The 22,770-nt window shown below is 61.3% G+C and carries 23 protein-coding genes; 11 read left to right on the top strand and 12 right to left on the bottom strand.

Translation table 11 applies throughout. The features are described from left to right. Positions 1-228: 228 nt before the first annotated feature. The 4 genes from FNU79_RS03395 to FNU79_RS03380 all read right to left on the bottom strand — a co-directional run bounded on the left by FNU79_RS03395 (position 229) and on the right by FNU79_RS03380 (position 4,861). The gene (locus tag FNU79_RS03395) at positions 229-531 is read right to left on the bottom strand and encodes a cupin domain-containing protein (RefSeq protein WP_143719496.1); all 303 of its coding nucleotides are present in this window, start codon (positions 529-531) and stop codon (positions 229-231) included. A 30-nt stretch (positions 532-561) separates the two neighbouring features. Then, entirely contained in the window at positions 562-1,968 is a 1,407-nt protein-coding gene (locus tag FNU79_RS03390) for an MFS transporter (RefSeq protein ID WP_143719495.1), read from the bottom strand. Positions 1,969-1,988: 20 nt separating this feature from the next. Then, positions 1,989-3,551: a S8 family peptidase gene (locus FNU79_RS03385; RefSeq protein WP_143719494.1), complete on the bottom strand. Its 1,563-nt coding sequence runs from the start codon at positions 3,549-3,551 to the stop codon at positions 1,989-1,991. Positions 3,552-3,685: 134 nt separating this feature from the next. After that, positions 3,686-4,861: an anhydro-N-acetylmuramic acid kinase gene (locus FNU79_RS03380; protein WP_225429849.1), complete on the bottom strand. Its 1,176-nt coding sequence runs from the start codon at positions 4,859-4,861 to the stop codon at positions 3,686-3,688. An 18-nt stretch (positions 4,862-4,879) separates the two neighbouring features. On the opposite strand from FNU79_RS03380, the gene FNU79_RS19630 reads away from it, so the two are divergent. Beyond that, the gene (locus FNU79_RS19630; protein ID WP_263862362.1) at positions 4,880-5,002 is read left to right on the top strand and encodes a hypothetical protein; all 123 of its coding nucleotides are present in this window, start codon (positions 4,880-4,882) and stop codon (positions 5,000-5,002) included. 181 nt (positions 5,003-5,183) lie between these two features. Continuing rightward, positions 5,184-7,166, top strand: coding sequence for an APC family permease (locus FNU79_RS03375; RefSeq protein WP_185974588.1), 1,983 nt, complete (start codon positions 5,184-5,186; stop codon positions 7,164-7,166). An 89-nt stretch (positions 7,167-7,255) separates the two neighbouring features. Here the strand turns inward: FNU79_RS03375 and FNU79_RS03370 are convergent, their stop codons facing one another. From FNU79_RS03370 to FNU79_RS03335, 8 genes are all read right to left on the bottom strand, one after another. Continuing rightward, positions 7,256-8,032 (bottom strand): ABC transporter ATP-binding protein, encoded by a 777-nt coding sequence (locus FNU79_RS03370; protein WP_225429848.1) that lies wholly within the window; start codon positions 8,030-8,032, stop codon positions 7,256-7,258. Further along, complete coding sequence (locus FNU79_RS03365; protein ID WP_143719493.1) at positions 8,022-8,780, bottom strand: ABC transporter ATP-binding protein; 759 nt, start codon at positions 8,778-8,780, stop codon at positions 8,022-8,024. Before FNU79_RS03365 ends, FNU79_RS03370 begins: the two co-directional genes overlap by 11 nt. Next, complete coding sequence (locus FNU79_RS03360) at positions 8,777-9,769, bottom strand: branched-chain amino acid ABC transporter permease (protein ID WP_225429847.1); 993 nt, start codon at positions 9,767-9,769, stop codon at positions 8,777-8,779. Before FNU79_RS03360 ends, FNU79_RS03365 begins: the two co-directional genes overlap by 4 nt. 8 nt (positions 9,770-9,777) lie before the next feature. After that, entirely contained in the window at positions 9,778-10,662 is an 885-nt protein-coding gene (locus FNU79_RS03355; protein ID WP_143719491.1) for a branched-chain amino acid ABC transporter permease, read from the bottom strand. After that, complete coding sequence (locus tag FNU79_RS03350) at positions 10,663-10,866, bottom strand: hypothetical protein (RefSeq protein WP_143719490.1); 204 nt, start codon at positions 10,864-10,866, stop codon at positions 10,663-10,665. Positions 10,867-10,953: 87 nt separating this feature from the next. Next, complete coding sequence (locus FNU79_RS03345) at positions 10,954-12,123, bottom strand: ABC transporter substrate-binding protein (RefSeq protein WP_143719489.1); 1,170 nt, start codon at positions 12,121-12,123, stop codon at positions 10,954-10,956. 75 nt (positions 12,124-12,198) lie between these two features. Then, positions 12,199-13,362, bottom strand: coding sequence for an ABC transporter substrate-binding protein (locus tag FNU79_RS03340; protein ID WP_143719488.1), 1,164 nt, complete (start codon positions 13,360-13,362; stop codon positions 12,199-12,201). Beyond that, positions 13,359-14,129, bottom strand: coding sequence for a GntR family transcriptional regulator (locus FNU79_RS03335; RefSeq protein WP_225429846.1), 771 nt, complete (start codon positions 14,127-14,129; stop codon positions 13,359-13,361). The genes FNU79_RS03340 and FNU79_RS03335 overlap by 4 nt, the downstream gene beginning before the upstream one ends. Before the next feature lie 176 nt (positions 14,130-14,305). Between FNU79_RS03335 and FNU79_RS03330 the strand changes: the two genes are divergently transcribed. The 9 genes from FNU79_RS03330 (at position 14,306) to FNU79_RS03290 (ending at position 22,765) form a co-directional block, all read left to right on the top strand. Further along, complete coding sequence (locus tag FNU79_RS03330; protein ID WP_143719486.1) at positions 14,306-15,292, top strand: SDR family oxidoreductase; 987 nt, start codon at positions 14,306-14,308, stop codon at positions 15,290-15,292. 83 nt (positions 15,293-15,375) lie between these two features. Next, positions 15,376-16,755, top strand: a complete 1,380-nt coding sequence (gene preA / locus FNU79_RS03325; protein WP_143719485.1) for an NAD-dependent dihydropyrimidine dehydrogenase subunit PreA — start codon at positions 15,376-15,378, stop codon at positions 16,753-16,755. 1 nt (position 16,756) lies between these two features. Further along, entirely contained in the window at positions 16,757-17,080 is a 324-nt protein-coding gene (locus FNU79_RS03320; protein WP_143719484.1) for a hypothetical protein, read from the top strand. A 28-nt stretch (positions 17,081-17,108) separates the two neighbouring features. After that, a complete protein-coding gene (gene hydA / locus FNU79_RS03315; RefSeq protein WP_143719483.1) occupies positions 17,109-18,473 on the top strand; it encodes a dihydropyrimidinase in 1,365 nt (454 codons plus the stop codon). A 42-nt stretch (positions 18,474-18,515) separates the two neighbouring features. Beyond that, positions 18,516-19,304 carry an ABC transporter ATP-binding protein gene (locus tag FNU79_RS03310; protein ID WP_143719482.1) on the top strand — a complete coding sequence of 263 codons (789 nt, stop codon included), beginning with the start codon at positions 18,516-18,518 and terminating at the stop codon, positions 19,302-19,304. A 41-nt stretch (positions 19,305-19,345) separates the two neighbouring features. Then, positions 19,346-19,825: a hypothetical protein gene (locus FNU79_RS03305; RefSeq protein ID WP_143719481.1), complete on the top strand. Its 480-nt coding sequence runs from the start codon at positions 19,346-19,348 to the stop codon at positions 19,823-19,825. A 41-nt stretch (positions 19,826-19,866) separates the two neighbouring features. Continuing rightward, on the top strand, positions 19,867-20,700 hold the full coding sequence (locus FNU79_RS03300) for an ABC transporter permease (RefSeq protein WP_143719480.1): 834 nt from the start codon (positions 19,867-19,869) through the stop codon (positions 20,698-20,700). Beyond that, positions 20,682-21,644: an ABC transporter permease gene (locus FNU79_RS03295; protein ID WP_143719479.1), complete on the top strand. Its 963-nt coding sequence runs from the start codon at positions 20,682-20,684 to the stop codon at positions 21,642-21,644. The genes FNU79_RS03300 and FNU79_RS03295 overlap by 19 nt, the downstream gene beginning before the upstream one ends. Before the next feature lie 50 nt (positions 21,645-21,694). Next, complete coding sequence (locus FNU79_RS03290) at positions 21,695-22,765, top strand: ABC transporter substrate-binding protein (protein WP_143719478.1); 1,071 nt, start codon at positions 21,695-21,697, stop codon at positions 22,763-22,765. Positions 22,766-22,770: the final 5 nt, after the last annotated feature.

Below are 22,770 nucleotides of genomic sequence, written 5' to 3'. Positions count from 1 at the left end.
TAAATGAATGTAATGAGGAGTCGGATCATAAAAGAACAGATCATGAAACAAAACCTGATATCCACAACGGAATCGGTTTAAATGCAGGAGGATTGAAAGTGTAACAAATCCCTCTTTAGTACAGAAACGCGAACACAGCAACTTCTAGAATTATGAGGCCATAAAATGAAAAGATGTATCGAATATTTTGAGGAGTTTAGGATTCTTCTGAAGAACGTTTTGTGAGTGTTATGAAGCGCTTGAGTCCGGCGTCCTTTCCAACAAGACGTAGCTCAGCGTCACGTCTTCCAGCACTTCGGCCTGATGAAGCTCGCCAGCCGGAATAAAGCTCACATCGCCGCCGTGCAAGGTCGCTGCTTGCCCGCCGCTGACGGCCCGCAGCACGCCGCTGTGAATAAACGAAATCTCGTCTTGGGCATGGCTGGTTGGAGGCAACACGGTGCCCGCCGCAAAAAAGAGCGTGCCGACCTGAGCAGGAAGGGCGGCGAAGTGGCCGGTATTGGCAGCGGCGGTTAGGCTAATTTTTTCCATATTAACCTTATTAAACCGCGTTGGGAGCAGTCAAGTTCGCGGGCGCTGTCTAAGGACGGCCCGCCGAGTGCTGCGCCGAGCGGCTTCCTGATCCAGCCCGGCTTGGTCTTCTACCCGCCTCAAAGCCGGGTTAAAGAGTTGCCCCACGCAAAAGACGATCAGCACGGCGGCGAGAGCCATGACCACCCAGCCCACCGGAAACGCCGCCGCTGCGAAGCTGGCCAGCGCAATAGACAGCGGCCCAGTGAACTGCGCGATCAAGCGCCGCACGCTGAAGACGCGGCCTTGGAGGGCGGGCGGCACTTGGCCCTGCCAGATGCTCTGCGAGTGGGCGTTGAGGAAGGGTACGGTCAGCCCGAACAGCAACAGCGCCGCGCCGCTGAGATACAAAGAACGCGAGGCCCCGAATAACAGTTGGGCCGCGCCCAGCAAGATCATCGGCACCAGCACGCCCAGCACCCGCCGCCGCTTGAGGCCGCCCCAAGCGCTGATGACGACGCCGCCCAGCACGCCGCCCACGCTGCCGAGGGTAGTCAGCAGGGCCAGCGCCGGAGCAAAACTGTAGCCCCGCGCTTGCCAGTCAGGAGCGAGTTGGTATTTGGTCAGCAGCGTTTCAAAGATACCCAGCGGCCCAGACACGAAATTGACCAGCGCAAAGGTGAGCAGCAGCCACAGCAGCGGGCGGCGGTCAAGGATATAGCGCCAGCCGAAGCCGATCTCACTCAGGATGCTGCGCTTCTCGCCAGTTTCAGTCGGTGCGTAAGCGGCGGGCGAAGGAATACGCAGGCGGGTCAGCACCAGTGCGGCCACAGAAAAACTGACAGCGTCCAGCAAAAAAGCCAGCGGCACGCCACTTTCCAGACCTGAGAGCCAGGTGTCTTGACCACCCTTGCGGGCCAGCGCGGGCAGCGCCACGAGCAGAGCGGCGATGGCGGGCGAGGCCAGGCCCGAAAGCGACTGAATGGTCTGCATCATGCCGTTGGCACGCGGCAATTGGGCTGAACTGACCAGCGTGGCGTAACTGGTGTCAAAAGCGCTCATGTGAAAGCTGCCGACCAGTCCGGTCAGGGCCACCAGCGGCAACAGCGACCAGAAGGAAGGATGCCAGAGCAGCAGCAGCAGGCCAATGCTGAGCGCCAAAGCCGCGCTGATCAGGTCGCAGCCGAGCATGGTGGCGCGGCGGTCACGGCGGTCTGCCCAGACGCCGGCCAGGGGAGCGCCGAGCATGGCGGTGAAGGTAAACGCCAGCGCCGTCACCGAGAGGGCCAGCGCCAGTTGGGGCTTTTGCGATTCCAGCGGAAAAACCGTTTGGGCCAGGTAAATGTTGAAGGCGAAGGCCGAGAGTGCCGAGCCCAGCACCGACACCGATTGACTGGCCCACAAAATGCTGAAGGTGCGAAAACCGTTGGGCGGCGGGTCAGCGGCGAGGTGGCTCACCCTTTAAGTGTAATGCGACTTTAAGGTTTGGCCTCCTGCACAAAGCAGGCTTTGGCCGCGCCCGGAACCGGATCTGAGCCCCATTCGGCCACCGTGCAGTTAAAGCCGTCGCTGGTCAGGCCCGACAAATAGCGCCCCGCCGCGCCGAAAGCCACCTGCTTCTCGCCGCTGAAGGTACAGCGCTGGCCTTCCGGCACGCAGAAGATGTACCCGTTCGGCCCCACCACTGGCGCTTGGGCTTTGGGCGGCGCGGCAACGCTGACACCCAACTTGGCGAGCGCGGCGGGCAAGTTGATCAGGCCGTAGCCGCTGTCGTTGTTCTTCTGACCATTGTTGGAAGCGCTGGAATACAGCGCCTGCTTGATGTCGTCCACGCTGCTGCCCGGTTTGGCTCCCAACATCACCGCCACCGCGCCCGCCACCAGCGGCGCAGCCTGCGAAGTGCCGGAGAGGACGCCGTAGCCTTTGCCGGGAAAGCTGCTGCGAATGCCCACGCCGGGGGCCACCACATCCGGCTTGATGAAGCTGCCGCTGTAAGCCCCTGTCCAGATCGCCGGGCCACGGCTGCTGAACGGGGCGACGCTGCCGCTTTGATCCACCGCGCCCACCCCGATCACGTTGGGAATGTTGCCGGGACTGGCGGTGGTCTGGGGATCGGGGCCGTAGTTGCCAATCGCAAAGACCGGCACCACGCCCGCCCTGAGCATGTTCTGCACCGGCAACACGAAGGCCTGCTGATCCTGGCTGCTGGGCACACCGAGGCTGAGGCTGACCACATTCGCGCCGTCGTCAGTGTCGGCGTTGTTGTCGGGGTCAAGCACCCACTGCATTCCGGCGATCACCTGGGCGAAGGTGCCCTCGCCGCCGGGCAGCACCAGAGCGCTGATGAGTTTGGCGTCGGGGGCCGCGCCCAGCGTGTTGCCAACCAGCAGGCCCGCCGTGTGGGTGCCGTGCTGGGCGCTGTCGTGCGGCTTGCTGCTGATCCGTTTACCTGCCGGACCAAATTCGGCAAAGGCCACCACCTTGCCCTGCAATTCGGGGTGGAAGATGTCCACGCCGGTATCCAGATGCCCGATGCGGACGCCCTGCCCGCGCAGGCCCACCGCCCGCGTTGCATCAGCGCCGATCATTTGCAGCGGGTCAAAATTGGGATTCTCGCTGCTGGCCTCGCCCAGACTCCCGGTATCCAGCGCCTGAACTTTGGGGATCTTGACTTTGAAGTTCTCAAACACCTCGTCCACAATCGGCAAGCTGGAGAGGGTCAGCGCCTGAAGCGGCGTCAGCTTGAGGGCAATGGACTGATACAGCCACAATTCGGTGCCGCCGTTTTGCATCGACGAATCGACGAAGCCCGACGCCTTGCCCAGTTGAGCGCGACTTTGTTTCAGTTGCTGACGCAGCGACTTAAACAGCGCCCTGCCCTGATCATTCTTGTCAAAGCGGAAGCGCACGATCACGCTGACAGGTTTATTTTCGTGAGCGCTGAGCTTGGCGAGGAGCTCCGGCGAGAGCTGACCCGCTGAGGCCCTGCTGAAGCAGACCGAGGCAAGCGCCGCCGCTAAGCAAAGTGATGCACGTTTCATATCCTGCCAGCCTAGGAGCTGGCCGCTGACGTGCCCTGAATCCTGAATGAGAGCGGCTTAAGAAGGCGTCAGGAGTGAGTCAGGCTGGATGGATGGGCGAGGAGAGCGCAAGGCAAGTTCGCTTTGCTCTCTCCTCACTCCACAAAAGGCCGCGACAACTTTCCGGCGATCACGGCGTGCCGCGCCCCCGTCGTGTGCGGCAGGGTGTTGCGCCAGCCTTGATAAGCGTAGTAGCCCAGCACGGCAAAGGCGGCGGCTTCGCGGGCGGCAGAATTCCAGCCGCGTTCCTCGAAGGTCAAAACCGGAATCGGCGCGAGGGCGGCCCTGAGCTGCGCCATCAAAGTGGGGTTAAAGGCTCCGCCGCCCGCCACCACGATCTCGTCTAGGCCCAGCGGCAGCACGAAACGGCGGTATGCCTGAGCGATACTCTGGACGCTGAACGCCGTGACGGTGGCGGCAATGTCCTTGGCATCAAGTTCAAACACGCCGGGGAGTTGCTGCAAGTTCCATCTCTCGCGGCCGGTGGATTTGGGCGGCGTGGCGTTCAGATACGGGTCATCCAACCAGGCGTTGACCAGACTCTCGGCCACGTGACCGCCCGCCCCAAGCCGCCCGCCTTCGTCAAAACGTTTGCCGACCAGCTCGGCAGCCTCATCGATCAGCGCGTTGGCGGGGCCGGTGTCGAAGGCCAGTACGCCTGCTTCGTCTAACCCCGGCAAGTAAGTCAGGTTGCTGATGCCGCCGAGATTGTGAACCGCCCGCCGCACGCCCGCTTCGGCGTAGATGATCCGGTCGGCGAACGGCACCAGCGGCGCGGCCTGCCCGCCTGCCGCCAAGTCAGGAGGCCGAAAATCGGAGATGACCGGCTTGCCGGTGCGCTCCACGATCACGGCGGCCTCCCCAATTTGGAGGGTGGAACGGGTGTGCCAGCCTCTTGAAGCGTCAAGGTACGGAATGTGATGCACCGTCTGGCCATGACTGGCGATCAGGTCGGCGCTCACGGCGAGGTCTGCTGCCGCGTCGGCCAGCGCTTCGCCCAGCCAAAAATTGAGCTGGGTGATCTGGCTGGTGGTGGTTTCGTCGCGGCCAGCCGCCAGCAGCGCAGCCCGCAGGTCGTCTGCGAACGGCACGGCGCGGTGTTCCAAAATCTCGAAACGTGGTGCGGGGCCACTGAGTTCGGGAACCTGGATGTTCGTTCCCAGCCTCGGATAGCCGCTGAGCTCCAGCAGTACCGCGTCAATGCCGTCCACACTGGTGCCACTCATCAAACCGAGAACTCTCGGCGGGCGGGCGTCTGGCGGAGTATTCATGGGTACGAATAATACCACTTGCATACCACCGCTTGTCCAAAAGCCTCGCTGCCGTTTCTGGGCCTCGGTATTCATCCACCCAGCCGCCCACCAGCTTGGGGCCTGATGCTCTCCGGGCCGCGTACCTTCCCGACTTTGTAACCTTAGCTGGCTGAGCCATTCTGCTGGCCTCTTTGAACTTTGGTTTGTTGGGGTAGCCTCACCTGCGCGGATACGACTGAGCGCCAGCTTACGGATGACTGGAGCAACTGAGACGATTTCAAAATGAGTCAGCGGCAATTTACCATCGCCCGCACCTCTGCGGCGCATACTAGCGGGCGAAATGACGCCGCCCCAGGTCACGCCGAATGCTACTGCTGCTACACTGCCCCCCGTTCCCTCAGCGTTCAAACGCTGGCTCCTCGAAGGCTCCAGTTCCAATCCTGACCGCGAAGGCTTTTATGAAGACGAGCGCGGCGTACAGGCCGGGCATCACACCCACCCGTGGTGGAAAGTCATGTGCCTGACCGGAGTGGATTACTTTTCCACGCTGGGCTACCAACCTGGCATCGCTGCGCTGGCCGCCGGTGCGCTGTCGCCGTTTGCCACCCTCGTGTTGGTGCTCGTTACGCTGTTCGGGGCGCTGCCGATGTACCGCCGGGTTGCCGAGGAAAGCCCGCACGGCGACGGCTCGATCAGTATGCTTGAGCGGCTGCTCAGCTTCTGGCCCGGCAAATTCCTGGTGCTGGCCCTGATCGGCTTTGTGGCCACCGGCTTTGTCATTACCATCACGCTGTCGGCTGCCGACGCCGCCGCCCACCTCACCGAAAACCCGCTGCTCAAATCTGTTCTGGGCGGCGCACAGGTTCCGGTGACGCTTTGCTTGCTGGCGCTGTTGGGGGCCGTTTTCCTCAAAGGTTTTAACGAGGCCATCGGCATCGCCGTGGTGCTGGTGATCGTGTACCTGGCGCTTAGCGGCGTGGTGGTCGTGGACGGCCTGTGGCTGGTGGCGCACCGCCCTCAAGTTTTTCCGGACTGGATCGCCAGCTTGCGGCAAGGCTACGCTTCACCGCTCTCGCTGATTGGTGGGGCGCTGCTGGTGTTTCCCAGATTGGCGCTGGGGCTGTCGGGCTTTGAGACCGGCGTGGTGGTCATGCCGCTGATCAAAGGCGACGCAGATGACACCGAAACTAAACCGGCGGGCCGAATCCGCAACGGCAAAAAACTGCTGACCACCGCCGCGCTGATTATGAGCGTCTTTTTGCTGACCAGCAGTCTGGTCACCACCCTGCTGATTCCCGCCGCCGACTTTCAAGCGGGCGGGCCAGCCAACGGGCGGGCGCTGGCGTACCTGGCCCACCGCCACCTCGGCGAAACCTTCGGCACTTTCTATGACCTCTCCACCATTCTGATCTTGTGGTTCGCGGGCGCGTCGGCGATGGCCGGGCTGCTCAACATCGTGCCGCGCTACTTGCCCCGCTACGGCATGGCACCGGACTGGACACGGGCCAACCGCCCCCTGGTGCTGGTGTTCGTGGGGATTTCCATTCTGGTGACGCTGGCCTTCCGCGCCAACGTGGACGCGCAGGCGGGCGCTTACGCCACTGGCGTGCTGGCGCTGATGACCTCGGCGGCGGTGGCGGTCACGCTCTCGGCCTTCCGGCATCAGCAGCGGCCCCTGGGGTACGCCTTCGGGTTCATCAGCCTGATTTTTATCTACACCATCAGCGTCACGGTGATCGGCAACCCGGAAGGCCTGTTTATTGCGCTGCTGTTTATCGCGGCGGTACTGGCCATCAGCATTTATTCGCGGGTCCAGCGCTCGTTCGAATTGCGGGTCAGCAGCGTGGTGCTCGACGAATCGGCAATGAAACTCATCAAGTCCTTCCCGATTCGCCCGCTCAGGCTGGTGGCCCACCGCCCCGGCCCCTTTACCCAGGCCGAGTATCAGAAAAAAGAACTCCGCACCCGCCAGATGGCCCACCTGCCCGACGACGCGCCGTTTGTGTTTCTGGAAGTGGAGGTAGACGACGCCTCGGATTTCAGCGATGTGGTGGAAGTCAGCGCGGTGATGGTCGGACCATACGGCATCCTCAAGGCCAGAGGTTCGAGCGTGCCCAACACCATCGCGGCGCTGATGCTGCACCTGCGCGGCAAGGGAGCGCCGCCGCAGGTTTACATGCGCTGGAGCGAGGACAGCCCGCTGCATCTGGCCCTCAAATTCCTGATTGAGGGCGAGGGCGACGTGCCGCCCCTGACCCATGAGATCCTGCGCCGCGCTGAGAAAGACCGCGACCGCAGGCCGATTGTGCATGTGGGGGGTTAGCGGGCTGAGCCATCTCCGCTGACACAGAACGCCCCCCTTCCATTTGCGAAGGGGGGCGTACTTTTTGGAGCAGAATCCAGAACCAGCCCTCAAACCCCCAAGTACACCCGCCGAATTTCGGGGTCGTCCAGTAGATCGGCGCTTGGCCCCTCGCGCACCACTGCGCCGAGTTCCAGCACGTAGGAGCGGTCCGTCACCTTGAGGACTTGCCGCACATTCTGCTCGACCAGCAGCACGGTAAGGCCGAGTTGACGCAGGGAAGCGATCACCCGCATGACTTCTTTGACCACCAGCGGCGCAAGGCCCAGACTCGGCTCGTCCATGAGGAGCACTTCCGGCTCGCTCATCAGCGCCCGGCCAATTGCCACCATCTGCTGCTCACCGCCGGAGAGGGCGGCAGCGGGAAAGGTGCGTTTCTCGCGCAGGCGGGGGAAAAAGTCGTAGACGCGCTGCAAGTTCTGCGGCCTGCGCTCACGGGTGCGCGGCAGGTAAGCACCCATCAGCAGGTTTTCTTCCACCGTCATCTGCCCGAACAGTTGGCGGCCCATCGGCACATGCGCCACGCCCAGCCCGGTGATCTGGTGAGGCGCTACCCCGTTGAGATTGTGCTGGCGGTACAGCGCTTCCCCACTCCGCGCCTTGAGCATCCCCGACAGCACCCGTAAGATGGTGCTCTTGCCGCTGCCGTTGCCGCCGACCAGCCCGACCAGTTCACCCTTGGCGACGTGCAGCGAGACGCCAAACACCACCTGCACCTCGCCGTAAGCCACCTCCAGGTTGTTGACCTTGAGGACATGCTCAGCCTGGCTCAGATCGGGATTTGCTTTCACTGCCGTGCGCGGCCCACCCGTCAGTTCAGTCATCATCTTCTCCCAGATAGGCCCGAATCACGTCCGGATGGTGGGCCACCGTTTCGGGGTCTCCCTCGGCCAGCAGCTCGCCAAAGGCCATGCAGATGACGTGGTTGGACAGTCCCATGATGACGTGCATGATGTGCTCGACCATCACGATGCCTAAGCCCGACGCGGCCAGTTCGCGGATCAGTCCCACCATCTCGGCCTGCGCGGGCGGGTTGAGTCCGGCAATCGACTCGTCCAGAAACAGCATCTTGGGTTCGAGAGCCAGCACCTTGGCGAGTTCCAGGCGGCGGCGGCGGGCCAGATTGAGTTCGCTGGCGGGCTGGGCAGCCCTATCCGCCAGGCCGACCCGTTCCAGCACGGCGTAAGCGCTGTCCTCGGCTTTTCTACCGCTGTGGCGCAAAAAGGCCGCCACCAGCACGTTTTCCAGCACACTGAGGTCTTCGAAGGGCCGCTCGACCTGAAAGGTGCGGGCCATTCCGAGGCGGGCGCGAGCCTGCGGCGATTGTTTGGTGATGTCGCGCCCCGAGAGCAGCACCCGCCCGCTGCTGGGCGTCACGAAGCCGGTCAGCGCGTTAAAGAGGGTGGTTTTGCCCGCTCCATTCGGCCCGATCAGGCCCACGATTTCGCCAGGGCGCACCTTGAGGCTGATGTCCTTGACCGCCGTGAGGCCACCGAACGTGACGGTGATGCCTTGCGCCTCGAACAGCGGGGTGGCGTTGCTGGCTGCTTGAGACTGAACAGCGGGGGCGCTCATCGATTGACCCCCAGTTTGCTGCCACGCCGCTTGAACAGGCCCACCAGACCGTCGGGCGCGAACAGGGTCACGGCCAGAATCAGCACGCCATAGATCAGCAGATTGGCGTTGGCGAAGATGTTGCGGAAGACCTCGCCGAAAATTGCCAGCAGCAGCGCTCCTATAATTGGTCCCTGAATGCTGCTGCGCCCGCCGATAATCGCCATCAGCGCGATCTGGACACTCAGCGGGAGTTCGAGGAGGGTGTGCGGCTCGAAGGCTTGCAGGTAGATAGCATAGATTGAGCCGCCCAGCGCGGTCAGCATCGCCGAGATGACGAAGGCCGCCAGCTTCATGCGCCGGGGATCGATGCCCAGTGCCCGTGCTCCGTCCTCGTCCTCGCGCACAGCCTGGAGAGCGTAGCCCAGCCGCGAGCGGCGCAGCATATGCGTGACCAGCAGGGTAAGCGCCACAAAGAAGAAGGCCAGGCCGTATTCCACCTTGCGGTCAAACAAATCGAGGCCGAACAACTTGGGCAAGTCCGGCATGAACAGCCCTTCCGCGCCGCCGCCGAAGTCCTCGTTGATGACCACCAAGCGGATAATCAGGGCGACGGCGATGCTGGAGAGCACGAAGTAACTGCCGCGCAGCCCGAAGGTGAGCCAGCCCCACACCAGCGCCAGCAGCGCGGCCAAGCCCATCCCGATCAGGGTTCCCCACCAGGGCGCGACCGGGCCAGCCAGTCCCAGCCAGGCCGGAGCGCGTTCGGGAATGGCAAACAGCGTCACCGTATAAGCGCCGATGCCTAACAGCGCCGCGTGGCCTAAGCTAAGTTGCCCGGCCCAGCCGCCCAGAATGTTCCAGCTCATGGCGAAGCCCGCCAGCAGCAGGGTGCTGACGCCGAAATTCATGCTCTTGCCGAAGACGAAGGGGTAAAGGGCCATTACCGCCAGCAGGATGACGCTCAGCCAGACGTTGCCGTAGGTGAGGGCGCGGGGACGGGAGATCACGGCAGCGCTCATACGCGTTTCACCGTGCGGCCAAACAGTCCCTCGGGACGCAGCAACAGCACCACCAGAAAGACGACCAGGCCGTAAGCGTCGCGGTAATTGTTGCTGAGATAGTACGCGCCCAGCGACTCGATGATGCCCAGAATCAGGCCGCCCGCGATGGCCCCCGGCAAGTTGCCCAGGCCGCCCAGCACCGTGACCACGAAGGCCTTGAGGGTGTAGTTCTCGCCCACGGTGGGGAAGGCGTAAAGCAGCGGCAAGAGCAGCACGCCCGCCACTACCGCGAAAGCCACGCCCAGTCCAAAGACGACGGCCTGTACCCAATTGGTATTGACGCCCTGGAGCTCGGCTCCCAGCGGGTTCTGGGCGGTGGCGCGAACGGCGCGGCCCAGCTCGGTGCGGTACAAAAACAGATTGAGCAGCACGATAGCCAGCACCGTGCCGAGTCCGGCTATCAGCAGCGGCAGGCTGATCTGGATGCCGCCCAGCGCAAAGGTCTTGGTGGCGTAGGCGACGTTGATGCTCTGCGGCTGCGCTCCGAACCCCAGCAGCAGGCCGTTGCTGATAATCAGGCCGATGCCCAGCGTGGCCAGCATCGAACTGCTCTCCAGCCGGTCTCCCAGCCGGGCCAGCAAGAAGCGCTGCACCAGATACCCCAGCCCGAACCCGATGGGCGCGGCGATCAGCAAACTGAGGTAGGGGTCGAGGTGCAGGCGCTGAAACAGGAACAGGGCAATGAACATGCCGACGGCCAGAAAGTCGCCGTGCGCGAAATTGATGACCCGCATCACGCCGAAGATCAGACTCAGGCCAGTGCCGATCAGGGCGTAGATGCCGCCGGTCAGCAGCCCCTGGGCGAGGGTTTGGACGAGGGCCAGGGTATTTGGGTCCACTTAGTTCTCCTTCGACCAAGGAAGCGGGGTCGGTCCGTAGCTGAGTGCCCGATCAACGACTTCCTCAGCACTGATCTCGCTTTCAGGCCAATAAATGTAGTCGCTAATTTTTGGGTCGGGCGATAATTCCAGCAGTTCATCTAACAAATCGTCTTCGTCACTTGATGGATGCCCAGTCATCAGCTTGCCGACAATGAGCAACATCTTTTCTCTCAGTTCACTGTTCAATCTGACCTTTTGCCAAGGCAAGATGCCAGAGATCAAGAGAATCTCTGTGAAGTCGCATCATCCTCACTTCTTCGACATCATCAGCTTGCCCTTGGCCGCCGTCGCGGGGGCAACGGTCACGAATTTGCCGCCCTGCACCTGCGTGACCAGGCCGACCACGGCGTTTTGATTCTGGTAGCCGCCGTAATCGCGGAACTTCACCGGGCCGAAAGCGGTATTGATATTGATTTTGGTCAGCGCCTCGCGGACTTTCTCGGGGTCGGTACCGCCCTGCTTGATGGCGGCGGCAGCGGCCAGCATCGCGGCATAACTCTGCGCGGCGTGCTGGCTGGGTTCCTCACCGCCCAGCGCTTTCTTGAGGCGGACATACAGATTCTGCGCCCCAGGATAGGTCACGTCGGGATTCCAGACCATCGCCACCAGCATGTTGTCGGCGGCGCTGCCTGCTCCGTCCAGAAAGTTGGGGAGCGCGAAGCCGGTGGCAATGCCCGCGATCACCTTGGGCGCGAGGCCCACTTCCTTGACCTGCTTGGCCACCGCCACCGCGTCCTGTTCGTAGCTGGCGATCAGCACGGCGTCGGGGCTGAGGGCTTTGTAACGGTTGAGAATGGGCCGGAAATCGGTCAGGCCCTGATCGTAGGTGTCCTTGGAAACGACCTGATAGCCCGCCTTGGTAAACAGGGTGGTGATGTCGGTGTAAACACTCTTGCCGAAGGCGTCGTTGCTGGTCAGCACCGCTACCGTTTTGATGGTGCCCGCCTTGCTGTCGTTCATCCGCTTGAACAGATCGAGCAGGCTGCGCGAATACACGCTCGACTGATTGTTGACCCGGAAGGTGTAGGCGTTACCGGGCTTAGTGATGGTTTCGTCCACGGCGGTAGCAACCAGCAGCGGCACTTTCTGGCGGGCCATGTACTGCGACAAAGGCTTGGTGATGCCGCTAGAATACGAGCCGATAATCAGCGGCACTTTCTGGTTGAGCAGCGACTCGGCGGCGGCCAGTGCTTTGTTGGTGTCGCTGGCGTCGTCTTCGAGCAGCAGAGCCAGCTTGTTGCCGCTGACGCCGCCCGCCGCGTTGATCTCGTCGATGGCCACCTGAAATCCAGCTTTCTGCATTTTTCCGAAGGTGGCAAAGCGCCCGGTCAGCGAGGTGATTGCGCCGACGTTGATGGTTTCGGCGAAGGCCGCGCCCGTGAGCAGCAGGGCCGTGAGGCTGAGCAAAGTCCGTTTCATGAAAGCTCCCATAAGTTAGGAAATGAAGATGAAGAAGGAAAGAGGGGCGCACCGTCCGGACGCCCCCCACGCGGCTCAGCGCTCGAATTTGATTTTCAGGGGCGAGGCCGACTTGGGGTAGACCGGCACGAATTTGCCGCCCTGCACCTGCTCGGCGACCATGGCAATCGGGTTCTGGTTCTTGAAGCCTTCAAAGTCCTTGAAGACAATCGGGCCGAAAGCGGTCTGCATGTTGGTGGTATTCAGCGCCGCTTTGACTTTCTCGCGGTCGGTGCTGCCCGCCCGCTTGATGGCGTCGGCGGCCACCAGCACGCCCGCGTAGGCCTGGGCGGCATGGTAGCTCGGCTCCGCTCCGCCCAGCGCCTTGACCAGATCGACGTGCAGCTTCTGGGTGCCGGGGTAGCGCAGTTCCTTGATCCAGGCGGTGGCGACCAGCACGTTGTCGGCGGCGCTGCCACCATCTTTGATGAAGTCGGGCAGCGCAAAGCCTGCCGCTCCGCCCGCGAACAATTTGGGTTTGACGCCCACCTCGCGGGCCTGACGCATCAGTGCCACCGAGTCCTCGGCGTAGCTGACCATGAACAGCGCGTCGGGATTCTTGGCCTTGATGCGGTTGAGGACGGGCCGGAAGTCGGTCAGGCCTTTGTCGTAGCTCTGATCTTCCACCAGCGTCATGCCGTATTCCTTGGCAAAGCCCCGCGCCGCGTCGGCCACCGACTTCTCGAAGGCCCCGGTGCCGGTAATCATCGCCACGGTCTTGAATTTGTTGTCGCGGAAGATATTGAACAGCACACGGGCGTACTCGGTGGCCGGTTGGTTGAGCCGGAAGATGTAGTCGTTGCCGGGGTTGGTGATGTCGTCGCCGCTGCTGGTGACCACCAGAGCCGGAACTTTCTGACGGGCCAAGTACTGCGCCTGCGCTTTGACCAGACTGCTGGAGTACTCGCAGATCACCAGCGGCACACCCGCGTTGACCAGTTTCTCGGCAGCAGAGAGGCCCTTGTTCACGTCGCTGGCATTGTCCTCAACCTGCAACTCGATTTTCTGGCCGTTGATGCCGCCCTTGCGGTTGATCTCGTCCACGGCGACTTTAAAGCCTGCCATCTGCTGCTTGCCGAACTCGGCGAAGCGGCCCGTCAGCGAGGTAATGGCCCCGATTTTGATGGTGGTCTGGGCCTGGGCGGCTCCCAGCAGAGAAAGGCCGAGGGCCAGCGTGCAAAGCGTGTTCTTCCTGTTCATGATGTTCCTCCAAGCGGTGAGTGGTCGAGAATAGAGTTGGCGGTCGAATTAGAAAAGATGGTTTGCGGCGCTGTTTGAGGCGGTTCTGGGCCGCTCAGCACCTGACTCTGGGCGGCGACTTTGGCCTGCACCGCTCCCGAAACCCGCGCCAGATGCTCACGCATGGCTCGCTCGGCTTCGTCAGGGCGGCGCTCGATCAGAGCAGCCACGATGCGGCGGTGTTCGGTGTGGCTGGCCCGCAGATGCTCGGCGCTGTCGGCCATCAGGCGGGTCGCCAAACTCAGCTCGGCGGTAAGTTGCTCGGCGCTCTTGGCCAGCCGCGAGTTGCCACAACTCTGCACGATGATCTGGTGGAAACGTAAATCGAGTTCACGGTAGCCTGCCACGTCGCCGCTGACGGCGGGTGCGCCCTGAGCGTCCAGCACGCCGCGCAGGGCGGTGAGGTCAGCGGCGCTCATCGACTCGGCACACAACTGAGCGGCCAGACCCTCCAGCGCCGCGCGAACCGCGTAGATTTCGAGCAGGTCGCTCAGATTAACGCGGGCCACTTCCGCGCCGCGCCGCGAATGCTCGACGGCCAGCCCTTCGGCCACCAAGTGCAGCACCGCCTCACGAATCGGGCTGCGCGAAACATCAAGCCGACGCGCCAGATCCGGCACGCTCAGCCGCGCTCCCGGCGGCAGTTCGCCAGTCAGAATGGCCTGCCGAATGCGCTGATGCACGGCGTCCACCACGCGAATTGAAGGAACAGGACGGAGCAGGTTCAAGGCGAAGACCTCGCAGAGAAGGTAAGAGGTAGGAGCGGAAATCTGAGTAAGATGAATTGAGGGTAAAAACATGTTACATGTAAAATGGTGTTTGCGCAAGCGTGAACGAACGCGGCGGCTCAGCAATATCGTTCGGTGAAATTGGCCTCTAGAATGAGCGGCATCAGGGGGAATTGATGCGAATTCTGTTTATCGGCGGCACCGGCATTATCAGCTCCGCTTGCTCACAACTCGCCCTGGAGCGCGGCTATGAGCTCTATCTGCTCAACCGGGGCCAGTCCAGCCGCCCTATCCAAGCGGGCGCAAAGGAACTGCACGGCGACGTCCGCGACCCTGCCAGCGTGCGGGCCGCGCTGGGCGACCTCACTTTCGACGCGGTGGTCAACTGGGTGGCCTTCACGCCTCAGCACATCGAAACCGACTTAGAGTTGTTCAGGGGCCGCACCCGGCAATACGTTTTTATCAGCTCGGCCTCGGCATACCAAAAGCCAGTCGGCCACCTGCCCATCACCGAGTCCACGCCTCTGCACAATCCGTTCTGGAAGTATTCCCGCGACAAGATCGCCTGCGAGGAACGACTGACGCGGGCCTACCGCGAGGACGGCTTTCCGGTGAGTATTATTCGGCCCTCGCACACCTACGACCAGACCTTGCTGCCGATGGACGGCGGCTACACCGTGGTCGACCGGATGCGGCGGGGCCAACCGGTGATCGTTCACGGCGACGGCACCTCACTGTGGACACTGACCCACCACCGCGACTTTGCTGTGGGCTTCGTCGGCTTGTTGGGCAGAGAACAGGTCATAGGCGACTCAGTTCAGATTACTGGTGACGAATGGCTGACCTGGAACCAGATTTTTGGGGAAGTGGCGCGGGCCGCCGGAACCACTGCCGAAATCGTGCACGTACCCTCCGAGGTGATCGCCACCTTCGATGCCCAGTGGGGCGCGGGGCTGCTGGGCGACAAGTCCCACAGCGTCATTTTTGACAACACCAAGCTCAAACGGTTAGTGCCGGAGTACCGGGCCAGCATTCCCTTCGCACGCGGCATAGAGGAAGTGATGGCCTGGTACGACGCCGACCCGGCGCGGCAAGTGGTCAACGCCGAGCTGAACCGGACGATGGACGCCATCATCGAGCAGATTCAGCGGGTGCGGCCCTGAAAGTTGAGGTAGGCTAGCTTAAGCTAACATCAAGGCCCACGCGCTGTTCGCACCCGTTCCCGCTCAAGTTGACCGGAGGCCCCATGCCAGATCTGTCCATCAATTTTGCCGGTATTCGCGCTCCCAATCCGTTCTGGCTGGCCTCCGCGCCGCCGACCAATTCCGGCTATCAGGTCAGTAAGGCCTTTGAATACGGCTGGGGTGGAGCCGTCTGGAAGACCATCGGCCCGCCCGTGCTGAACATCTCGAATCGCTACGGTGGTTTGAGCATCGGCAGTCAGCGGTTACTCGCCATCAACAACGTGGAACTGATTTCAGACCGCCCACTAGAAGTCAACTTGCGCGAAATTGCCGAGGTTAAGCGGCTGTGGCCTGACCGCGCCGTGATCGTCAGTGCAATGGTGGACGCTCTGCCCGAAGCGTGGCGCGACATCGTGATGAAGATCGAGGACACTGGCGCAGACGGGATCGAACTCAATTACGGCTGCCCTCAGGGCATGAGCGAGCGCGGGATGGGCGCGGCGGTCGGCCAGGTGCCGGAGATGTGCGAACTCAATACCCAGTGGGTCACGTCCATCACACGACTGCCAGTCATCGTCAAGCTGACACCCAATATCACCCACATCGTCGAACCGGCCCACGCGGCGCTTAAGGGCGGGGCCAACGCCTTATCGCTCATCAACACCATCAATTCGGTGATGAGCGTCAACCTCGACACGCTGATGGTCACGCCCAATATCGGCGGGCGCGGCACCCACGGCGGCTACGCGGGGCCAGCCGTCAAACCGATTGCTCTGAACCTGCTGACCGAACTGATGACCGACGCGGGCGTACTGAGAAGCGGCGTGCCGATCTGCGGCATGGGCGGCATCGTGACCTGGAAGGACGCCGCCGAATTCATGCTGTTGGGCGCGAGTGCCGTGCAAATCTGCACTGCCGTTATGCACTACGGCTACCGCATCGTGGAAGACATGATCGACGGCCTGAGCAACTGGATGGAAGACAAGGGGTTTGAAACGATCTACGACTTTTCCGGTAAATCGCTGGAGCAGTTCAGCACTTTTGGGCAGCTTGATTTGAGTTATCAAGCGGTGGCGAGAATTGACCCGGACAAGTGTATTCAGTGCAACCTATGTTATGTGGCCTGCAATGATACGGCCCACCAGTGCATTGATCTTTACTCGCCGGACGGATTGAGAGTCGATCCGGGCTTTGATCCGCGCGTCAGCGGCAAGCAGGTGGCCGACAGCCGCTCGACACCTGTTGTGCGTGAACCCGATTGCGTGGGCTGTGCGCTGTGCGCTAACGTCTGTCCGGTGGATGGCTGCATCGAGATGGTCAGCGTGCCGAGTGGCCGAGAAAGTGTGACCTGGGATCAGCTCAGCGCCGAGCGACCCTTGGTCACGCAGGATTGGAGCGCGATGGAAGCGTATCGGAAGGAAGCGGGGATTGAGATTCACTGAGATGGGATTAGACGCGCAGATCATTGCTATCGGGCCGTTCAGTCACGCAATTGCAAGTTGCTTGGAATACGGCCCCGATCTTTACGAGAACGTCGAAGAGGGAACAACCGTTGTCAGTAATGTCTTCCTAGCTGGCACTTCTTCGTCAAGTTATTTTCTGGCGAAATGTTTCGGGGTAGGCGGGTGGGATGTCGGTAAGCATGAGTTGAATCCAGAACTTGCAGATATTGAAGCCCTACTCGATTCCGACTTTGCCGATGCTATTCCTAAATTTACCGAACTTAGGAAGGCCAGCTTCAAATTCTATTATCTGCCGAATGGCTGAAGAGTGATCAAAGCTGAATGGAGGTTGCATGACCCTACTCATCCAAAATGGTGAAATCGTTTCCGACGGCCAGCGCTACCGGGCCGACATTCTGGTGAAAGGCGAGACCATTACCCAGATTGGCGAGCAGCTCAGCGCCCCGGCAGATGCAAGGGTGATAGACGCCAGCGGCAAATACATTTTCCCCGGCTTTATTGATCCGCACGTGCATATCCATTTGCCGTTCATGGGCACCTTCGCCAAAGACACCCACACCACCGGTTCCATCGCCGCACTGATGGGTGGAACCACCACTTATATAGAGATGCTGGCCCCCGCCGGAAGCGAACGGCTCTCGGCAGGCTGGAAAACCTGGACGGATCTGGCCGAGGGCAAGAGCGCTTGCGATTACAGCTTTCACATTGGCGTGACCCGCTGGGACAAGACCACCGAAGCCACCTTGCGGAAGCTGGTGGCGCAGGGGATGAAGTCCTTCAAAGTGTTTCTGGCCTATAAGGGCGCGTTCGGGATTGACGACAACGCGCTTTATCAGGTGTGCAAACTGGCCGCCGAACTCGGCGTGATCGTCACCGCCCACTGCGAGAATGCCGATCTGGTGTCTCAGCTTCAGCAGAAATTACTGGCGGAGGGCAAAACCGGTTCCGAGTGGCATGAGCCGAGCCGCCCGGAGGGTGTGGAAGCCGAGGGCACCGCCCACTTCGCCACCTTCATCGAGATGACCGGCGCACGCGGCTACGTCGTTCACCTGTCCAACGCTCGCTCGCTGGAAGCCGCGCTGGAGGCCAAGGAACGCGGAGTCGATCTGGCCGTTGAAGTGGTGATTCCCCACCTGCTGCTCGATAAAACCTATGCCGAGCGGGAGGGCGTGGAGGGAGCCAAGTACGTGATGTCGCCGCCGCTGCGTGACCGGGGCAACCACCGCGCCCTGTGGGAAGCCCTGGAACGCGGGCAAATTGACACCGTTGCCACCGACCACTGTCCCTTTGACGTAGCCCAGAAACACATGGGCGACGACGATTTCACCAAGATTCCCAACGGCATTCCCGCCATCGAGGACCGCGCCAATCTGCTGTATACCTACGGCGTTAGCCGCAGCCGCCTCAGTCTGGAGCGCTTCGTGGACGCCGTGAGTACGCGGGCCGCGCAACTGTTCGGCCTCTACCCGCGCAAGGGCACCGTCTCGGTGGGCAGCGACGCTGATCTGGTGATTTACGATCCGCACTACCGGGGTACCATCAGCGCCGCCACCTCACACATGAACAATGATTACAGCGGCTTCGAGGGCTTTGAACTCGATGGCAGGCCCGAAATCGTGACGGTGCGCGGCGAGGTGGCGGTGGAAAACGGAGAATTTGTAGGTACGGTCGGGCGCGGGGAATTGCTGCGGCGCTGAGCCTTCACTGTGTATCTCGTCTTCCTGCCTTGAGGTGAAAAAGTGACCCAGACCGCCACAACCACTCCCATCGTCTCTGTCCGCGATCTCAGTATGATTTTTCCGGTTCCGGGCGGGCAAACCGTCGCGCTCCAAGACGCCAATTTGCAGATCATGCCGAGCGAGTTCATCAGCTTGATCGGGCCTTCGGGCTGCGGCAAAACAACCTTGCTGCGCCTCATGGCCGATTTGATTACCCCAACGGGCGGGGAGCTGACCGTCAGCGGCGGCACACCCCGCGCCGCCCGTGAGAACCGCGCTTACGGTTACGTCTTTCAGGCTCCGGCCTTGATGGAGTGGCGCAACGTGCTGGGCAACGTCAAATTGCCGCTGGAAGTCATGAACTTGCCGCGTGAAGGCCGCGACGCCCGCGCCCGCGAGATGCTGAAACTGGTCGGGCTGGAGAAGTTCGAGCGCTCATATCCCTGGCAACTCTCCGGCGGAATGCAGCAGCGCGTCAGTATTGCCCGCGCCCTGGCCTTCGATCCGGCCATTTTGCTGATGGACGAGCCGTTCGGAGCGCTGGACGAAATTACCCGCGAGAATCTGAATCTGGAACTCCTGCGGCTGTGGCGCGAAACTGGCAAGACGGTGGTGTTCGTCACTCACTCCATCAGCGAGGCGGTGTTTCTCAGCACCCGCGTGGTGGTGATGACCGCCCGGCCCGGCAAGATCGAGGGCGTGGTCAACATCGATTTGCCCCAGCCCCGAAGTGACGACAGCCGCGAAGACCCGCGCTTTTTTGAGTACGCGACCCAGATTCGGGAGTTGCTGCGCAAGGGGCACGCTTGAATTGGGGTAACCGACTTACAAATTTGCCTCTATATTTGATCTTGACTACAGTATTTATGAGCTATAGTGGTGCTAATGCCGGATTTCAGAATCACGTCAATGCCCTAAAAGGTATGAATATTTGTCAATATCCTAGTCTTCTAACTGATGACAAGAACATCGATATAATTAGAGTAAACCAGTACATTAGTAATAGGATTGTGACATATTCAATAACAAAGTCTCCGGGTGATGTCTTATCATGTCAGCTTCAGAAATTCTCAGCAGGAAATGTAAATTTCTTTTTATCAATAGATTACACTCAAGTTAAATCCAGTATATTCGCAGCGACAATTTACCTTGATGGTATTCAATTTAGCAGCAGTTTATATCCTGATCGGTATTTACCGGTTTGGCTGGGTGTACGCACAGTATTACTTGATTCAGATCAACAGCAGGATCAATTTTTGGTACAAGCTTCTATTGGTGAATTGCTTGATGAAATGGTCGCCAACTTCAAATTGAGTAATCCAGGGAAGTGAATATGACCATTTCAGCTAAAGGTACATCCAATCTCCTGCCCATGCTCGCGGTCGCTCTCGTTGCCGTCCTCATTTACTGGCCGCTGATGCTGTGGGCCAACGTGGGGCAGGCGGCCAGGTCGCTGGCCAGCGGGGCCGATCTGGGGTGCGGGACGGCCTTGCAGTGCGCCACTCAACTTCGCAATCCGGTGATTCCTGCGCCACAGCAGTTCGCCACTGGCTTTCAGAATCTCAGTGTGCCGCCGCTGGCCGCGACGAGTGCGCCGTATAACGCGCTGGTCACGGGCGGCGAGACCTTGCTCGGTCTGGCGCTGGCCTCGGTGCTGGGCCTCGTGCTGGCCACCTTGCTGGTTCGCAGCCGCAGCTTCGAGCGGGCCACCTTGCCCTGGCTGGTCGCCTCGCAAACCGTGCCAATTGTCGCGCTCGCGCCGATGCTGGCCGTGCTGCTGGGACAATTCGGGGTTCAGGGATTTTTCCCCAAAGCCATTATCGCCGCCTACATCGCCTTCTTTCCCATCGCTATTGGCATGGCGCAGGGGTTACGCAGCCCCGATCCCCTGCAACTCGATCTGATGCGAACGTACCGCGCCTCGCCTGCCCAGACGTTCAGGCTGCTACAAATTCCGGCCAGCCTGCCGTACCTGTTTACCTCGCTGAAAGTCGCGGCGACGGCGGCGCTGGTCGGCAGTATCGTGGCCGAGATCAGCACCATTTCGTTCAGCGGCCTGGGCAAGATGCTGGCCGAAAACTCGCGGGCCTCCGATACGGTGGCGCTGTGGGTCATCATGATTTACGGTGCGGCACTGGGCATCGCACTGGTGGCGCTGATCGGCTTGCTGGAGAGGCTGGTGACCGGATGGCGGCGACCAGTGTGAGTTTGAGAGCGCCCGCTTCCCGCTCAGTTTCTGGCTGGCCGCTGCTGCTGCTCTCGGCGCTGGGCTTGCTGGCCCTGAGTTTTGTTCTGGCTGGCCGCGCCGCGCCGCCCGACTCGGCTCTGGTGTGGCTGCTGGGTGTGCTGGCCCTGCTGCTGCTGGGCGTCTTCGGCATCCGGCAAAGCGCTCAGGGTCAGACGCTGGCCGCCCGAATTGTTCCCGCTGCCGCCACCCTGATTCTGCTGGTGCTGGCTGCCGAAGCCCTGCTCCGCGCTTACGGCGTGCCGACGGGCCTGATTCCCACGCCCAGCAAAGTCGCTCTCTCGCTGTGGGCCGCCCGCGTGGTGCTGCTGCAAGACGCCTATTACACCTTTGTGCTGGAAGCGCTGCTGGGCTTCGTCATCGGCACATTGGCGGGCCTGCTGCTGGCGCTGGCGGCGGTACGCTTCCGCTTTCTGGAGCGCGGCGTGCTGCCTTACGCGGCGCTGCTCTCCAGCGTACCGATTGTGGCGCTGGCCCCGGTGGTCATCAAAGCAGTGGGCCTGGGCTGGTCGTCCAAGACCATCATCGTGGCCGTCACGGTGCTGTTCCCGGTGGTCATCAACGCGGTGCGCGGCCTGCAAAGTGCCCAGCCGATGCACCTTGACCTGATGCACTCCTACGCCGCCTCGCCCACCCAGGTCTTCCGCGAGGTGCGCTGGCCGTCCGCCCTGCCGTTCGTCTTCACTGCCCTGCGCGTCAGCTCCACGCTGGCCCTGATCAACGCCATCGTGGCCGAGTTTTTCGGCACCGAGGGGCACGGTCTGGGCTTCCGCATTCAGATCGAAGTCGGCAGGTTTGGACTTGACATCGTTTGGGCCGCTATTGTGGTGGCGTCGGTCATCGGCGTTTCCTTTTATTTGCTGATCTCGGCGGCTGAGCGGCTCATGTTGCCAGGACGAACCTGATTCCGAGTTCCAAGTCTTTCTCCATCCCACTTCCACACCGGAGGTTCCAAATGAAGAAACTCGCGCTGCTGTCCGCCCTGCTCACCCTCGCTCTGCCCACTGCCGCCCAGGCACAAACGCCCGCCAAGCCCGTGACTGTCAGACTCCAGCTCAAGTGGTTTCCGCAGGCCCAGTTCGCGGGATTTTTCGTGGCGCAGGCCAAAGGCTATTTCAAGGACGAGGGCTTGGACGTTCAGCTACTCCCAATTGGTGATCAGTCGCCGATTCAAACGGTGGCCACCGGAGCCGCCGACTTCGGCACCACCTGGATCACCGACCTGTTGACCGCTCGCCAGCAAGGCATTCAGGTGGTTCACATCGCCCAGATCTTCCAGAAATCCGGCTTCACCTTGGTGGCGCTCAAGTCCAGCGGCATCAATAAGCCCGCCGACTTCAAAGGCAAACGGGTGGGTTTGTGGCCCAGCGGCAACGAATACCCCGCTGTGGCGCTGATGAAAAAGTACGGCCTGACCAGCAGCCTGGACAGCACGGTGGCCAATCCCAGCGTGCAGGCCGTCACCTATCCGTTCGATCCCAGCATTGTTTTCCCCGACAAAGTCGATCTGGTCTCGGCCATGACTTACAACGAAATCGATCAGATCATCGGGCTGGGATACAGCATGGACAAGCTCAAAATCTTCAAAGCGCCAGATTACGGTGTCAATTTGCTGGAAGACTTGATGTTCACCTCGCAGAAAGTGCTGGATGACAAGAACTTCAAAGGCAGCGGGATGAGCGGCAAGGAAATCGCTGCCCGTCTGGTTCGCGCTTCTATCAAGGGCTGGGATTACGCGGTCAAGCACAAAGCTGAAGCGGTCAATATCGTCTTGCCGCTGTGCGGAAACACCTGCAAGGGTTCCGGCACCCGCTCGGACGCCAAAGAGCACCAGACTTGGCAGATGAACGAAGTCGCCAAGCTCTACAACGCTGGCCCGACCATGCAGGGCCGCGCCGGATACCTTGACCCGGCTCTTTATAAATCGAACGTCGCTTTGCTTAAAGATCTCGGCATTCTCAAAGCTGACCCATCGGCGGGCGCAGTCGATTACAGCGTTTGGCAAATGGCAACCGGTAAGAAGTAAACAGT

It is taken from the genome of Deinococcus detaillensis (assembly GCF_007280555.1).
In the GTDB taxonomy this organism is placed as follows: Bacteria; Deinococcota; Deinococci; order Deinococcales; family Deinococcaceae; genus Deinococcus; species Deinococcus detaillensis.
This window is presented reverse-complemented; position numbering and strand designations above follow the sequence as displayed.